Here is a 15,713-nt window from a genome sequence, read left to right as displayed (position 1 = left end):
CCCTGTGAAAACGAAAAATATTTTTTTAACCCTATTAGTAGTAGTTTTTTTATTTTCATGTAATAAAAAAGATGATGAAAATCTTGATTTAGTAACAGTGGCAACTCCGGAATTTGTAAGTAAATCAGAGTTCAGAAAAATGGTTGATATTGTTGCACCACAACCCATTAAACAAGCTGGTAAGATTTATGCTTATGGTGATTATATTTTTGTAAACGATGTACACAAAGGTGTTCATATTCTTGATAACACTGACCCAAAGCAGCCTAAAGCAATTAAATATATAGTTATTCCTGGAAATGAAGATATTTCTATAAAGAATGATTATTTGTATGCAGATAGTGCTACCGATTTAGTAGTTTTTAATATTTCGGATATTAATAATGTAATGGAGGTTGCCCGATTACAAGATGTATTTCAAGTGTACAATTTTAGAATTCCAGAGGAAGCAGTGGCAACGGATTATGAAGACTTCAATTGGGGAACGGATATACTAATTGGTTGGAAGCTAGAGCAGAGACCTAGAGAAGAAGTTGAACAAAATATTTGGATTGATAGAGCTGTGTTTGATACTGCGGTAATGGCGGCATCTGCAGAGTCTAGTGTTGGTACTGGTGGTTCTTTGGCGCGCTTTCAGATAGTTGATAATTACCTGTATACTGTAGAATCTCATGAAATGACCATTTTTAATATTAGTAACTTATCAGAACCAAATAAAACGTCAACGTTTTACGCTGGAAATAATATAGAAACCTTGTTTCAAGCTGAGGGTTACCTTTATGTTGGGAGTACTGATGGCATGTATATTTACGATTTAGTAGATGCCGAAAACCCAACAAAATTATCGGAGTTTATTCACTGGACTGGTTGTGACCCAGTTGTTGTAGATGGTGATTATGCCTATTTGACTATAAGAGGTGGAAATAATTGTGGTGAGCAAGAGAGCGTATTGGAAGTAATTGATGTAAGTGATAAAACAGACCCAACGTTAGCGGAACGTTACGCGTTAGATAATCCGTATGGGTTAGGTGTTAAAGGAAATATGTTATTTGTTTGTGACGGAACATCTGGCTTAAAGCTATTTAACCGGAATACGCCAGTTGATTTGAATCTTGTTAGAACTATTGCAGATGTGCAAGCTACCGATGTTATTCCTTTAGAGAACAGTTTAATAATGATAGGTGATAATACGCTGTATCAATATAAATATATGGAAGACAATATTAGCTTTTTAAGCTCATTTTCACTCAACTAAACAATAATGTCGTGAGGAAGAAATCCGCTTACAAGCGGATTTTTTTTGTTTGATTATGTAACAAATCGTTAAAAACGGTTACCTTTATTGTATACAATTATTTCTAACCAAAAAATAAAAAGATGAATTCTGTTAATTCTTTAATTGAAAAGATAAATGCTGCCAAAACATTAGATTTTGGAAACATTTTTACTGATTCTATTGAGCTCTTCAAAAAGACATGGCTTCAAGGATTTTTACTCCAATTATTTACATTTATTGTAATGCTTCCTTTAATTATTGTGCTTTATGCGCCTTTAATAGGGGTGGTAATTGCCCAACAAGAAGGAGGATATGCTAATAATGATGCATTTGAAAGCTTTATTGCAGGTATGTCTTTATTTTACATTGTTTTTGTACTTGCCGGTATTTTAGTTTTAGGGACAATCTCTATTGCATTAAATGCTGGTTTTTATAAAATAATGAGAAAGTTAGATAATGATGAGCAGACTTCTACTTCAGATTTTTTCTATTTCATTAAAGGAAAATATTTAAGTAAGATTTTTGTTTTAATGTTGGCTTCTTTTGGTATTGCTGTTTTAGCTACCTTATTGTGTTATCTACCCATATTTTATGTAATGGTGCCATTGTCTTTATTTGCTATAGTTTTTGCTTTTAACCCAGATTTGACTGTTGGTGAAATTGTAAAAGTTAGTTTTAAACTTGGGAATAAAAAATGGTTGCTAATCTTTGGATTATTAATAGTTTCAGGTTTGCTAGCTGAAATAGTTGGACTATTATTATGTGGAATTGGTTTATTGTTTACGGCAGCTTTTCCGTACCATCCTATTTATTTAATCTATAAAGAAGTCATAGGTTTTGATGAAACCACTGCTATAGAACAAATTGGTGAGAGTACCGAATAAAAATTTTTAAATAGATCTGTAAAAGCCCGTGTTTACTGTGTTAAATACGGGCTTTTTTTGAAAAATATTTTACAGTTAATCCATAAAATGCCACAGATAAACTTTTTTTCATATACATTTGTAGCTTCAAAATTGGAAGTATGGCGAAGAATTTAGTGATAGTAGAGTCACCTGCAAAAGCAAAAACCATTGAGAAATTTTTAGGAAAAGATTTTAAAGTTGAGTCTAGCTTTGGGCACATATCAGACCTTCCTTCAAAGGAGTTAGGAGTTGACGTTGACGGTGATTTTAAACCAAAATATGAAGTTTCAAAGGATAAAAAAGCAGTTGTAAAAAAGCTTAAAGAATTAGCTAAAAAAGCAGAAATGGTTTGGTTGGCTAGTGATGAAGATCGAGAAGGAGAAGCTATTGCATGGCATCTTGCTGAAGCTTTAAAGTTGGATAAGGAAAAGACTAAACGTATAGTTTTTCATGAAATTACTAAGTCTGCCATTCAAAAAGCCATTGAGAATCCTAGAGGAATTGATTATGATTTGGTGGATGCGCAACAGGCACGTAGGGTTCTTGATAGAATTGTTGGTTATGAATTATCTCCAGTTTTATGGCGAAAAGTAAAAGGAGGTCTTTCGGCTGGTAGAGTACAATCGGTTTCTGTAAGATTAATAGTTGAAAAAGAAAGAGAAATTGAAGGGTTTAATCCGGTGGCGTCATATAGAATTGATGCTGAATTTTCAAACGAAAATGGTCAATCTTTCAGAGCTAAACTGCCGAAGAATTTTTCAACAAAAGAAGAGGCACAAAAATTCTTAGAACAAAACGCTTCGGCAGATTTCAAAGTTGCAGATTTACAAAAAAAGCCTGCAAAAAAATCGCCTGCAGCACCATTTACTACATCAACCTTACAACAAGAGGCATCACGTAAATTATATTTTTCGGTAAGTAAAACCATGACTATGGCACAACGTCTATATGAGGCTGGTTTGATTACTTATATGAGAACAGATAGTACTAATTTATCTGATGAAGCTAGGCAAGGAGCGCAAGCTGCAATTGAAAGTGCATATGGTTCTAGTTATAGTAACCCAAGAAATTATAAAGGAAAATCAAAAGGGGCGCAAGAGGCTCACGAAGCTATTAGGCCAACTGATTTTTCAAGGCATTCAGTAGCTATTGATAGAGATCAAGCCCGTTTGTATGAGTTAATTTGGAAACGAGCTATTGCTTCTCAAATGAGTGAAGCGCAATTAGAACGTACCAATGTTAGAATTAGTGCATCAACCCATAATGAAGCCTTTACGGCTAATGGAGAAGTTATTACTTTTGATGGCTTTTTGAAAGTGTATTTAGAAGGTACCGACGATGAAAATGTAGAGCAAGAAGGCATGTTACCTGCAATGAGAGTTAATGAGGGACTTCTTAATAATTATATTACTGCAACAGAACGTTACACCCGTCCGCCTGCAAGATATACAGAAGCTTCTTTAGTTAAAAAATTAGAAGAATTGGGTATTGGCCGTCCGTCTACATATGCACCTACTATTTCAACTATTCAAAATAGAAATTATGTTGAAAAAGGTGCTGTTGAAGGTGTTGAAAGAAAGTATGCTCAACTTACTTTAAGTAATGGTAGTTTAACTGATAAGGTACTTTCAGAAAAAGTAGGATCTGATAAAGGTAAATTGGTTCCAACAGATATAGGAATGATTGTTACAGACTTTTTAGTAAATCATTTTGATCAAATTTTAGATTATAATTTTACTGCCAAAGTTGAAGAAGATTTTGACAGTATAGCTGATGGAGAAGAAGATTGGACTAAAATGATGAAAGCATTTTGGAAAAACTTTCATCCAAAAGTAGAAGATGTAAAGGAAAATGCTGAGAGAGAATCTGGTGAACGCATATTAGGTACAGATCCTAAAACGGGACGTCAAGTAAGTGTTCGCTTAGGTAGATTCGGACCAATGGTTCAAATAGGTACGGTTGAAGAAGAAGAGAAACCATTATTTGCAAGTTTAGGTCCAGAACAACAACTAAACAGTATTACTTTTGAAGAAGCTATGGATTTATTTCAGCTTCCTAAAAGTTTAGGTACTTATGAAGGTGAACAAGTGCAGGTTAATAATGGGCGTTTCGGTCCGTATGTAAGATTTGGAAAAGCTTTTGTGTCTTTGCCTAAAGGCGTAGATGCTTTAAGTGTAGATTTAGATGATGCCATAGTCTTGATTAAAGAAAAGCAAAAGGCAGATGCACCTATATATATGTATAAAGATTTACCGGTGCAAAAAGGTAAAGGGCGTTTTGGACCATTTATTAAATGGAACAATATGTTTATCAACGTAAATAAAAAATACGATTGGGATAACCTATCAGATGAAGATATAGTGGAATTAATTGAAACTAAAATCCAAAAGGATATAGATAAGATTATTCATAATTGGGAAGATGAAGGTGTTAGAGTTGAGAAAGCACGATGGGGAAGACATAATGTTATTAAAGGAAAGATTAAGGTTGAATTAGCAAAAACCGTTGATGTTTCCAAAATGACTTTAGAGGAGGCGCAGGCTTTAATAGAGGCTAAAACTCCAAAGAAAAAAACTACTAGAAAAAAAGCAACCACAAAAAAGAAATAGTATAAATGAATTTTAATTTTCTGTCTCCAGTTTCAGATTTAGTTTTAGCTCATAATGAGCTGTTGTCAACGCAAGCTTTAGGAAGAAAAATTAAAATTCATTCAGAACAGAATGGCATTCCAGATTTAGAAGGGGTACAAATTGCCATAATTGGTGTTTTAGAAAATAGAAATGATGTAAATTATATAGGAGCAGAATTTCAATTGGATGAAATTAGGAAATCCTTTTATGGGCTTTTCCCAGGTAGCTGGAATACTTCTATAGCTGACTTAGGAGATATTGATAAAGGAGAAAGTGTTGAGGATACCTATTTCGCATTAAAAACAGCTATTAATATATTAGTTAAAAAGAAAATCATTCCTGTCATTTTAGGGGGGTCTCAAGATTTAACTTACGCAAATTATAGGGCTTATGATAATTTAATTCCTATGGTTAATATAGTTAATATAGATAGTAAGTTTGATTTAGGAGACTCTACTAAGCCTATTAAGAATAATAGTTTTGTTGGAAAAGTTATTTTAGACGAACCTTATAACTTATTTAATTATGCTACCATTGGCTATCAAACCTATTTTAATTCTCAAGAAGAAATAGATTTAATGGATAACCTGTATTTTGAGTCATATAGGTTAGGAGAAGTTTCAAATAACATTTCCATTGTAGAACCGGTTTTAAGGGATGCTAATATTGTAAGTATTGATTTAACATCTGTAAGAAGTCCAGAGGTGAGTTTGAACCAAAAATTCTCTCCTAATGGTTTAGATGGTAAAGAAATTTGTGCAATTTCTAGATATGCGGGTATTAGTAATAAGGTGTCTTCTTTCGGTATATATGAATACAAACCATCCAAAGATGATGAGATTACTTCTATGTTAATTTCTCAAATGCTTTGGTACTTCATAGAAGGAGTCAATTATAGGGTGAGTGATGATGATTTCTCTGATGATAGAAATTATCAAAAATTTATTACCTTAGTAGACTCCCAAGAATTAATCTTTTATAAAAGTAATAAAACTGGTAGATGGTGGATTGAGATACCTTTTTTAAAAGAAATCAATAATAAATTAAAAAGACATACGTTATTACCTTGCATGCATCAAGATTATTTAGATGCTTGCAGTAATAAGGTGCCAGACCGCTGGTATAAAGCGTTCCAAAAGAATTGTATTTAATAGCAATATCAGGGTAAAAGGTTAATTTCATCGATTAAATGCTTGTTTTTTACGATGAAATGTAAATTTTTTATCAAAATAGTTGTTTTTTAAAAAATATATAAATATGTTTACGCTCTCAAAATGAAGCTGAATTAATTAACCTCGAGTTTTCTATGATTATGAAAAAGTTTACATTATTAACCGCAGTACTAATACTACTAGCTAGTTGTGGCTCCAAAGATAGGGGTGAGTTAGTTGGTGTTAAGGGAAAAAAGTGGCATCCAGAAAAGCCCTATGGAATGGAGCTCGTTCCTGGTGGTGCGTTTATTATGGGTAAAGCAGATGATGATTTAGCCGGTGTACACAATGCTCCAGCAAAAACTGTTACTGTTAGACCATTTTATATGGATGAAACAGAAATAACTAATAGTGAATATAGACAGTTTGTTAACTGGGTAAGAGATTCTACTATTAGAACTAAATTGGCAATTTTAGCTGATGAAGTTGGAATGACTCCTGAAGATGGTGGTGTTGGTGAATATGCTTTTAAAGAAGCAGATACTGCTGATATGTCTGTATATGAAAAATATATTTATGAGAATTATACGGGTCTTGGTCCAACAGGATATGAAGGTTATAACCTAAACAACGATATAGAGTTAGTATTTGATACAGCTGAATATCCTGATGAATATTATGCTGAAGTTATGGATACTATGTATTTACCTATGGAAGAGTCTTATAATGGACAACGTACTTGGGATGTTTCTAAATTTAAGTTTCAGTATACCTACATGGATATACAAAAGGCTGCTAAAGATAGAAGTTTAAGAAGAAAAGATGTTATTCTTAAAGAGGAAGTTGAAGTTTATCCTGATACTACTGTTTGGATAAGAGATTTCTCTTACTCTTATAATGAGCCAATGCATAATGACTATTTTTGGCATGATGCTTATGGTGAATACCCTGTGGTAGGAGTTACTTGGAAACAAGCCAAATCTTTTTGTCAATGGAGGACCTTATGGAAAAACACTTATCAAAAAGACAAAAAAGGAGCGCACTTTGTTAATGCATTCAGATTACCTTCTGAAGCTGAGTGGGAGTATGCTGCTAGAGGAGGTCTTAGAGCTGCTACGTTCCCTTGGGGAGGTCCTTACGCAAAAAGTGATAGAGGTTGTTTTATGGCAAACTTTAAACCTGTGAGAGGAGATTATGCTGCAGATCAAGCATTATATACAGTAGAGGCTAAATCTTATGAGCCTAATGACTATAATCTTTATAATATGGCAGGAAATGTTGCCGAATGGGTGAATTCATCATATGATCCATCGTCTTATGAATATATGTCTACCGTGAATCCAAGTGTGAATGATATGCAAAATGAGCGCAAAGTTGTTCGTGGAGGATCATGGAAAGATGTTGCTTATTTCTTGCAAGTAAGTTCAAGAGATTATGAATATGCAGATTCTGCAAGAAGTTATATTGGCTTTAGAACCGTTCAAGATTATATGGGGACACAAGTAAATACTAAAAACGGTAAAAAGACAAAAATTTAATCAAATCAATAATAAATAACACTATTAATTAACCTACTTAAGTATTCATACTTAAATTAAAAACCGAAAATTATGGCACAGTCAAGAGCAAGTAAAAAGTTTATGAATTTAGCTTATGGATTAGGCGCATCAATTGTAATTGTTGGAGCACTTTTTAAGATTATTCATTTTGAAATTGGACCTTTAACAGGTAATGTAATGTTAACTATTGGATTAGTTACAGAGGCAATTATATTCGCTATATCAGCATTTGAACCAGTAGATGACGATTTAGATTGGTCATTAGTATACCCAGAATTAGCTGGAGGTCAGGCCGCTGAAAAAGGAGCTCAAAATCCACAAGGATTATTGTCTCAGAAATTAGATGAGTTATTAAAAGACGCTAAAATTGATGGCGAATTAATGGCTAGTTTAGGCGATAGTATTAAAAACTTTGAAGGAGCTGCTAAGAATCTTTCTCCTACTGTTGATTCTTTAGAAGCAACTAGAAAATATGGTGAAGAACTATCATTAGCTGCTGCTCAAATGGAATCTTTAAATAGTTTGTATAAAGTACAATTAGAAAGTATTAATAAACAAGCATCATTAAATGAAGAGTCTGTAGAGAATGCCGCTAAATTAAAAGAGCAAATGCAATCTTTAGCATCTAACTTATCGTCGTTAAACGGTGTATATGGAGGTATGTTATCTGCAATGAACAAAAGCTAATTAGGGGTTACCCAAATTTATATTAATTAACCAAAACCTAATTAGATATGGCAGGAAATAATTTATCACCAAGACAGAAGATGATCAATCTGATGTATTTAATCTTCATTGCGATGTTGGCCTTAAATATGTCTAAAGAAGTGCTTTCGGCCTTCGGATTGATGAACGAAAAGCTTACAGAGTCTAATGAAGCGGCAACAACCCGTAACGCAGCATTTGTTGCTAGTTTAGACCAAAAAGCTATAGACCAAAAAGCAAAGTATGAGCCTTTAAAAGATAAAGCTCACCAAATAGACGTTTTAGCAACTGATTTTAATAATTATTTAGAAGAGTTAAAGTCTAAAATGAAAGCCACTGTTGATGATCCTACTGATTATGAGATCATGGATAAGGGAGATTACCTTGATGAAAACTTCTTTAAAGGAGACAAGTTGAAACCTGGAGGAGAAGAATTCATGAATCATATGGCCACCTTTAGAGATGGTGTAGCTAAGATATTAGCTGATGAAAAAGGTATGGAAAGCGTAGTAAAGGATGTGCAAAAGAAATTTAACACAGATGACCTTAAACGTGGAGCTGGAACCGTAAATTGGTTAATGCATCATTATAAAGGATTTCCTTTGGTTGCCTCTCTAACTAAAATGACACAATTACAAGCAGATATTAAGACTACAGAGTCTGAGGTATTATCTAATATGTTGCAAGGAACACTATCTAGTGAAGTGTCAATGACAAATTATACTACTTTATTAGAGACTACTAAATCCGCTTATTTTAATGGAGAAACATTTGATGGTCAAATTGTTTTAGGTAGAAAAGATGCTACCACAAAACCAAATAGAGTAGAATTAACTTTAGATGGTAGACCATTAACAGAAGATCAATATACTATTGAAGATGGTAAAGTAAAATTAAATGTTGGAACTGGTAATCCTGGAGAGCATAAAATTGAAGGTAAGTTAATTTTTGCCCAAGATGGTGAGGATGTAGAGGTTGTAGTAGATCAATCATTTGCTACAGTGCCTAAGCCTAATGCCGCTACAATTTCTGCAGATAAAATGAATGTAGTTTATAGAGGTGTTAAAAATCCTATGACTATTTCATTTGCTGGTGTTTCAGATAATAATGTAAGTGCTAGAGCTCAAGGTTTATCTAGAGTAAGAGGAAGTAATTATGTTATGGATGTTACTACTGTTAAAGGTAGAGAAGTTAAAATTAATGTTACAGGTAAACTACCAGACGGTTCATCTGTTAACGATAATGCAACCTTCAGAATTAAAGATTTACCTAAACCAACAGGAACTATCAGAGGTGAAGACGGTGCTATTAAGATGCAACGTAATAGTCTTGAAATTTCAACTATTGGTGCTAAGTTTGATGATTTTGACTTTGAATTACCATTACGTGTTACAGGGTTTAAATTTAAAGTTCCTGGACAACCAACGATAAATGTTAGTGGTAGCAAGCTTGATAGTAGGGCTAAATCAGCTTTGCGTAAGGCAAAACGAGGTTCTGGTGTTCAAATTTTTGATATTCAGGCAAAGGCCAGTGGTGTAAGTGTTATACTTAAAAAAGTATCACCAGTATTTATTGAGCTTACTAATTAATATTTAAGAATAGTCTTAGATTAAGCCCTATTAAAAAAAATAAAGATGAATTGTAAAAGTTTTTTATTAGCCATTATAACCGTTTTTTCGGCAACAAGTATGTTTGCTCAGGCAAATATATTGAATGCTAAAAGCCCTGATGAAATTGGGGTAAGAACGGAAGCACAGAAAGCTATTGATAATGATACGGCATTGCCGTATGGTTATGTAGACGATAGAGACATTCTGTTTTCTAAAATGACATGGGAGAATATTGTTCTTGACGAGCGTGCTAACTTTCCGTTATACTATCCTGTAGATACCAATAATATCGGTAGCGATAGAAGGTCTTTGTACGATGTGCTTATGAAGAACATTAAAAATGGAAAGATAGAAAGGATTTATGATGATTCTTATTTTACAACACAAAGAACATTAAAGGATATTGAAGCCGCTTTGGTGAAAATTGATACAACCGAGTTAGGTATTGAACAATTAAATGCAGGAGAGGAATTATCTGCTGAGTATATTAACAGACGTGATATTACCGCTGCAGATATTACCCAATACAGAATTAAAGGGTTGTGGTATTTTGATAAGCGCCAATCTGAAATGAAATATAGACTTTTGGGTATTGCTCCTGTAGCTCCTGATGTTAATTTTATTGACGAAGAAGAACCAGATTTAGTAGAGTTATTTTGGGTGTTTTTTCCTGATGCAAGAGCGGTCTTGCATGAAGCTAAATCTTTCAATAATGAAAATAGCGCGATTCCATTCTCATTTGATCATATCTTAAATTCTCGACGTTTTCATGGATATATCTATCAAGAAGAAAATGTTCAGGGAGATAGAAAAGTTAATGAGTATATCGCTCAAAATGCTTTAATGCAATTATTAGAATCTGATAGGATTAAAACTAAGATTAGAGATTTTGAACTGGATATGTGGACATATTAAACCACATAAATTAATAGAAATTAAGAGCCCACTTTATAGTGGGCTTTTTTTTTGTTTTTTCTATAAGGTCTGAAATCCAATTTTTTATCTTCGCAACATGCAAGTTGATTATATAGTTGTTGGTATTGGTTTGGCAGGTATAAATTTCTGCGAACAGCTTAGGCAGAACAATAAAAGCTTTGTGGTTTTTGATAATGGTTCCCAACTATCTTCTGCAGTTGCTGGGGGGCTTTATAATCCAGTTGTTTTAAAAAGGTTTACCTCCGTTTGGAAAAGTAAAGAACAACTTGAATTGGCTTTACCTTTTTATGCTTCATTAGAAAAATTATTAAAAGTTAAGTTAGATTATAAAATTCCTGTTTACCGAAAGTTTGCTTCAACCGAAGAACAGAATAACTGGTTTACAGCTTCTGATAAACCATTAATAGCTGAATTTCTTTCTGATAAAATAATTAAGAACTACAATGAAAGTATTGATGCACCATTTGGTTTTGGTGAAGTTTTTAATACTGGAAGAATAGATGTAAAGACTTTAATTGATGCCTATAAAGATTTTTTGAAAAAACAGAATAGTTTTTTTGAAGTAGACTTCGATTATGAGACTTTAAAAATAACACCTGACTATGTTAAATATGAAGCCCTTGAAGCTAAAAAAATTGTGTTTGCAGAAGGATTTGGAATTAAGCAAAATCCGTTTTTTAATCATTTACCTTTAGTTCCAGCCAAAGGAGAATTGCTTATTATTCACGCACCAGAATTAAAGATTGATTTTGTTTTAAAATCGGCAGCCTTTTTAATTCCGATAGGGAATGATTTATACATTGTTGGGGCTACTTACGAATGGAAAGACTTAACCAATAAAACATCATTAAAGGCTAAAGAAGAGCTCTTAGAGAAGCTTAAAATGCTTATGGCATGTCCGTTTAAAGTAGTTAATCAAATGGCAGGTGTAAGACCAACCGTTAAAGATAGAAGACCTTTAGTTGGAAGTCATTTAGTTTATAAAAACATGTATGTATTGAACGGGCTTGGTACTCGTGGTGTTATGATAGGCCCTTATGTGGCTAAACAGCTTTATAATTTTATAGAAAATGAGATGGCCTTAGAACGGGAAATTGATATTAAGCGATTTATTAGCTAAAGTGCCCACGTTAGCGATTGTAGCAAACTACCATGTAGTGCGCAAAGCGCGACCCGCAGGGTAACGCCCAAAAAATTATTTCTTAACTAAATCTTTATCGTAATGCATAAAAAAGTTAATCCAAATATTTCTGGAAAGCCTCATAATTATAGGCATAAAAACTACTAAAGTACCAACAATTGAAATAAACGTAACTTTTAAACTGGCATTTAAAAATAGGTTGCTAATTACAAAAGCGGCCACAGCAAAGGCAATACCTACGGCGTAACTTACGTACATGGCACCGTAAAAAAAGGAAGGCTCAATCCGGTATTTGGTATTGCAATTTGAACAACACTCATTAATTTTTAAGGTATCTGCTATGATATAAGCATTTTTATTGCAGTACATTGACTCCTGATGACATTTTGGGCAAGAGCCGGTAATAATACTATAAAATTTAGTTCCTTTTTTAAACATATATTTTAGTGTATTTTTGCGTGCGTTTTAAAAAACAAAAGTAGCTGTAAAAGTTCTAAAATTTGTAACTAAAGTCACATTTCTATGCTTAATATTCATAATTTATCTATTTCATTTCAAGGAGAATACCTTTTTGAAGATATTACTTTTAAACTTGGAAATGGAGACAGAGTGGGGCTAATTGGTAAAAATGGGGCAGGAAAATCTACTATGCTTAAGATTTTATCTAAAGAGTTAGAGCCAGATTCAGGACAAATAGCAGCAGATAAAGCCTTGAAAATTGGCTTTCTAAAACAAGATATTGATTTCGTTTTTGGAAGAACGGTTTTAGAGGAAGCCTATGAAGCTTTTACCGAAATCAAACTGTTAGAAGCTAAAATGGAAACTATTAATACCCAATTAGCTGAACGCACCGATTATGAAAGTGAAGGATATCATCAACTCATGGTTGATATTAATGAGATGCAACATCAATACGAGATCTTAGGTGGTTATAATTATCAGGGTGATACCGAAAAAATTTTACAAGGTCTTGGTTTTCAGCGCGAAGATTTTGATAAACTTACAGATACTTTTTCTGGTGGTTGGCGTATGCGTATTGAATTAGCTAAATTATTACTTCAGAATAATGATATATTGCTTTTAGATGAGCCTACCAACCATTTAGATATTGAATCTATTATTTGGTTGGAAATCTTTTTGAAAAACACTTCTGGAGCTGTTGTTATTGTATCACATGATAAAATGTTTCTTGATAATGTTACTAATAGAACTATTGAAATTTCTTTAGGTAGAATTTATGATTACCCAAAGCCATATTCTAAATATTTGGTGCTTCGTGAGGAGTTAAGAACGCAGCAATTGGCGTCTCAAAAAAATCAGCAAAAGCATATTGAGCACACAGAGAAACTTATTGAAAAGTTTAGAGCAAAGGCTTCAAAAGCAACTATGGCCCAGTCACTTATTAAAAAACTTGATAAGATTGAAAGAATTGAGGTTGATGAAGATGATAATAGTGTGATGACGCTTAATTTCCCTGTTTCAGTAACACCTGGGAAAGTGGTTATTGAAGCTGAAACTGTTTCTAAAAATTATGGTGAGAAAGAGGTGCTTAAAAACATAAGTTTACTAGTTGAACGCGATAGCAAAACGGCTTTTGTTGGGCAAAACGGACAAGGTAAATCTACTTTGGCTAAAATAATAGTTAATGATATTAAGTTTGATGGTCATTTAAAACTTGGTCACAATGTACAGCTTGGTTATTTTGCGCAAAATCAAGCAGAGTATTTAGACGGAAATAAAACGGTTTTAGATACTATGATTGATGCTGCCAATGAAAAAAACAGAAGTAAAGTACGAGACATTTTGGGTTCTTTTTTATTTAGAGGGGATGAAGTTGAAAAGTATGTGAGAGTGCTATCTGGTGGTGAGCGTAATCGTCTAGCTCTTGCCAAATTAATGTTGCAGCCTTTTAACGTTTTAATAATGGATGAGCCTACAAATCATCTTGATATTAAATCGAAAAATGTACTTAAAGAAGCATTAAATCGTTATGAAGGTACTTTGATATTGGTGTCGCATGATCGTGATTTCCTGCAAGGTCTAACCAATAAAGTTTATGAGTTTAAAGATCATAAAATAAAAGAATACTTAGGCGATATTGATTATTATTTAGATCAACGTAAAGTAGAGAATTTGCGTGAGGTTGAAAAGCGAACGGTGATAAAAGAAGAACCTAAAAAGAAAAAGCAACATTCTTACGAAGAACAGAAAAAGTTAAAGTCTTTAAATAATAAATTAAGTAATGTTGAAGCTAAAATCAATCAGCTTGAAAAGGATATAAAAGGTATTGATTTAGAGCTTGAAATCAATTATGAGGAAGTTTCCTCTAAGCCAAATTTCTTTGATAATTACCATCAGAAAAAAGCAGACTTAGAAGTATTAATGGTGAAATGGGAGGCGATTCAGCTTGAAATTGAGCAGTTCATCGATTAGAGTTTGTTAAAATTTCATGTATTTCATCGATTAAAATAGTCTTTAAGCTTGTTTTGAGGTATTTTCGTTACAGAATTAATCCCAAATCTATTCTAACAATGAAAACCTTAAAGCTAGTAGTGGTTTGTTTATTAACAACTGCGTATTCATTTGCAAATATTTCTTCTACCGAGAAAGATGCCTTAATTGCATTATATAATTCAACAAATGGTGAACAATGGAACACCAAGTGGGACTTAAGTACGACCATAGATACTTGGTATGGTGTAACTGTGGAGGATAATATCATAGTTGAAATTAATTTACCATTTAATAATCTTCAGGGCGAATTACCACAAGAAATTGGTAACCTTTCAGGTTTAAGAAAAATTAATTTAGGTTTTAATAAAATTTCTGGTAGCATACCGGCATCTCTAAGTGGTTTAAAAGAGCTAACTTCTTTAGAATTATTTATGAATGCCTTTGAAGGAAATATTCCAGTTGAATTAGGAGAATTAAAGAAATTGGAATCCTTAAAATTATATAGTAATAAGTTTACAGGAGAAATTCCAAATTCATTAATGGGTTTAACTAACTTAAAAGAGCTTTTATTAGGAAGTAACTTTTTAACTGGGACAATACCAAATGAAATATATGCCCTTTCAAAGTTGCAAAAGTTGAGTTTGATGGATAATAGATTGGAAGGAGAAATACCTGTTGAAATTGCCCAATTGCAAGATTTAGAGGAACTATTGTTATCTACAAATAAACTAACGGGAGAACTTCCTATGGAGTTTATGAATTTAACAAAGTTAACCACAATTATGGTTAGTGACAATAATTTAAACCAAGAATATATTAGTGTTTCTGGTAAGAACCCTCCTAGTATGATGATGTTAAACTCACAGAATGCTACAGCTGTAATGGATATTGAAAAAGAATAATAGAGTAATGTTTTATATTTTTAGTTTTAAAAGTGGTTTATTATAAACCACTTTTTTATTTTTAAACATGATTGAGCAATTCTTCACATGCCCGTATTGTTGGCAGGAAATTTCAATGCTGTTAGATGATTCTATTATTGTTCAGAATTATATTGAAGATTGTGAGGTTTGTTGCAATCCAATCGAAATCTCATTTGAAGTTTTTGAATCAGAGATTTCAGGTTTTCAAGCAAATAGCATTGAACAGTGATTTTTTCTCATTTTATGTTTGTAGAAACCTAAAAAGGATTGTATATTTGCAGTCCGAAATAATTTGGTCGGCATTATGAACCGAAAGTTAAACGCTAAGTAAGTTGTTTCAGATTAATTATATCGCGGGATAGAGCAGTAGGTAGCTCGTCGGGCTCATAACCCGAAGGTCACTGGTTCGAGTCCAGTTCCCGC

General features: G+C 33.0%; 13 protein-coding genes. 12 read left to right on the top strand and 1 reads right to left on the bottom strand.

Features of this window, described 5'->3' with window-relative positions; translation table 11 throughout:
• Positions 1 to 4 precede the first annotated feature (4 nt).
• The 9 genes from FUA22_RS08140 (at position 5) to FUA22_RS08100 (ending at position 11,892) form a co-directional block, all read left to right on the top strand.
• The gene (locus FUA22_RS08140) at positions 5 to 1,255 is read left to right on the top strand and encodes an LVIVD repeat-containing protein (protein WP_147767476.1); all 1,251 of its coding nucleotides are present in this window, start codon (positions 5 to 7) and stop codon (positions 1,253 to 1,255) included.
• Between the two features lie 122 nt (positions 1,256 to 1,377).
• Entirely contained in the window at positions 1,378 to 2,160 is a 783-nt protein-coding gene (locus FUA22_RS08135; protein WP_147767475.1) for a hypothetical protein, read from the top strand.
• 140 nt (positions 2,161 to 2,300) lie between these two features.
• Positions 2,301 to 4,790 (top strand): type I DNA topoisomerase, encoded by a 2,490-nt coding sequence (gene topA / locus FUA22_RS08130; protein ID WP_147767474.1) that lies wholly within the window; start codon positions 2,301 to 2,303, stop codon positions 4,788 to 4,790.
• 5 nt (positions 4,791 to 4,795) lie between these two features.
• Positions 4,796 to 5,962, top strand: a complete 1,167-nt coding sequence (locus tag FUA22_RS08125) for a formimidoylglutamase (protein ID WP_147767473.1) — start codon at positions 4,796 to 4,798, stop codon at positions 5,960 to 5,962.
• A gap of 161 nt (positions 5,963 to 6,123) precedes the next feature.
• On the top strand, positions 6,124 to 7,500 hold the full coding sequence (porK, locus tag FUA22_RS08120) for a T9SS ring complex lipoprotein PorK/GldK (protein ID WP_170309878.1): 1,377 nt from the start codon (positions 6,124 to 6,126) through the stop codon (positions 7,498 to 7,500).
• 72 nt (positions 7,501 to 7,572) lie between these two features.
• Positions 7,573 to 8,208: a type IX secretion system motor protein PorL/GldL gene (porL, locus tag FUA22_RS08115; RefSeq protein WP_147767471.1), complete on the top strand. Its 636-nt coding sequence runs from the start codon at positions 7,573 to 7,575 to the stop codon at positions 8,206 to 8,208.
• A gap of 47 nt (positions 8,209 to 8,255) precedes the next feature.
• Positions 8,256 to 9,815 carry a type IX secretion system motor protein PorM/GldM gene (gene porM, locus FUA22_RS08110; protein ID WP_147767470.1) on the top strand — a complete coding sequence of 520 codons (1,560 nt, stop codon included), beginning with the start codon at positions 8,256 to 8,258 and terminating at the stop codon, positions 9,813 to 9,815.
• 45 nt (positions 9,816 to 9,860) lie between these two features.
• Positions 9,861 to 10,751: a type IX secretion system ring subunit PorN/GldN gene (porN, locus tag FUA22_RS08105; protein ID WP_147767469.1), complete on the top strand. Its 891-nt coding sequence runs from the start codon at positions 9,861 to 9,863 to the stop codon at positions 10,749 to 10,751.
• 97 nt (positions 10,752 to 10,848) lie between these two features.
• Positions 10,849 to 11,892 carry an NAD(P)/FAD-dependent oxidoreductase gene (locus FUA22_RS08100; protein ID WP_147767468.1) on the top strand — a complete coding sequence of 348 codons (1,044 nt, stop codon included), beginning with the start codon at positions 10,849 to 10,851 and terminating at the stop codon, positions 11,890 to 11,892.
• Positions 11,893 to 11,967: 75 nt separating this feature from the next.
• Here the strand turns inward: FUA22_RS08100 and FUA22_RS08095 are convergent, their stop codons facing one another.
• Positions 11,968 to 12,351 (bottom strand): DUF983 domain-containing protein, encoded by a 384-nt coding sequence (locus tag FUA22_RS08095; RefSeq protein WP_147767467.1) that lies wholly within the window; start codon positions 12,349 to 12,351, stop codon positions 11,968 to 11,970.
• A gap of 84 nt (positions 12,352 to 12,435) precedes the next feature.
• Between FUA22_RS08095 and FUA22_RS08090 the strand changes: the two genes are divergently transcribed.
• The 3 genes from FUA22_RS08090 to FUA22_RS08080 all read left to right on the top strand — a co-directional run bounded on the left by FUA22_RS08090 (position 12,436) and on the right by FUA22_RS08080 (position 15,519).
• On the top strand, positions 12,436 to 14,346 hold the full coding sequence (locus tag FUA22_RS08090; protein ID WP_147767466.1) for an ABC-F family ATP-binding cassette domain-containing protein: 1,911 nt from the start codon (positions 12,436 to 12,438) through the stop codon (positions 14,344 to 14,346).
• Positions 14,347 to 14,444: 98 nt separating this feature from the next.
• Positions 14,445 to 15,269 carry a Two component regulator three Y domain protein gene (locus FUA22_RS08085; protein WP_147767465.1) on the top strand — a complete coding sequence of 275 codons (825 nt, stop codon included), beginning with the start codon at positions 14,445 to 14,447 and terminating at the stop codon, positions 15,267 to 15,269.
• A 67-nt stretch (positions 15,270 to 15,336) separates the two neighbouring features.
• Positions 15,337 to 15,519 (top strand): CPXCG motif-containing cysteine-rich protein, encoded by a 183-nt coding sequence (locus tag FUA22_RS08080; RefSeq protein ID WP_147767464.1) that lies wholly within the window; start codon positions 15,337 to 15,339, stop codon positions 15,517 to 15,519.
• The last annotated feature ends 194 nt before the right edge of the window (positions 15,520 to 15,713 follow it).

Origin of the sequence: Seonamhaeicola maritimus (assembly GCF_008056315.1) — a bacterium.
Taxonomy (GTDB): Bacteria; Bacteroidota; Bacteroidia; order Flavobacteriales; family Flavobacteriaceae; genus Seonamhaeicola; species Seonamhaeicola maritimus.
The sequence above is the reverse complement of the archived record's forward strand: the minus strand, read 5'-3'. Positions and strand labels throughout refer to the sequence as shown.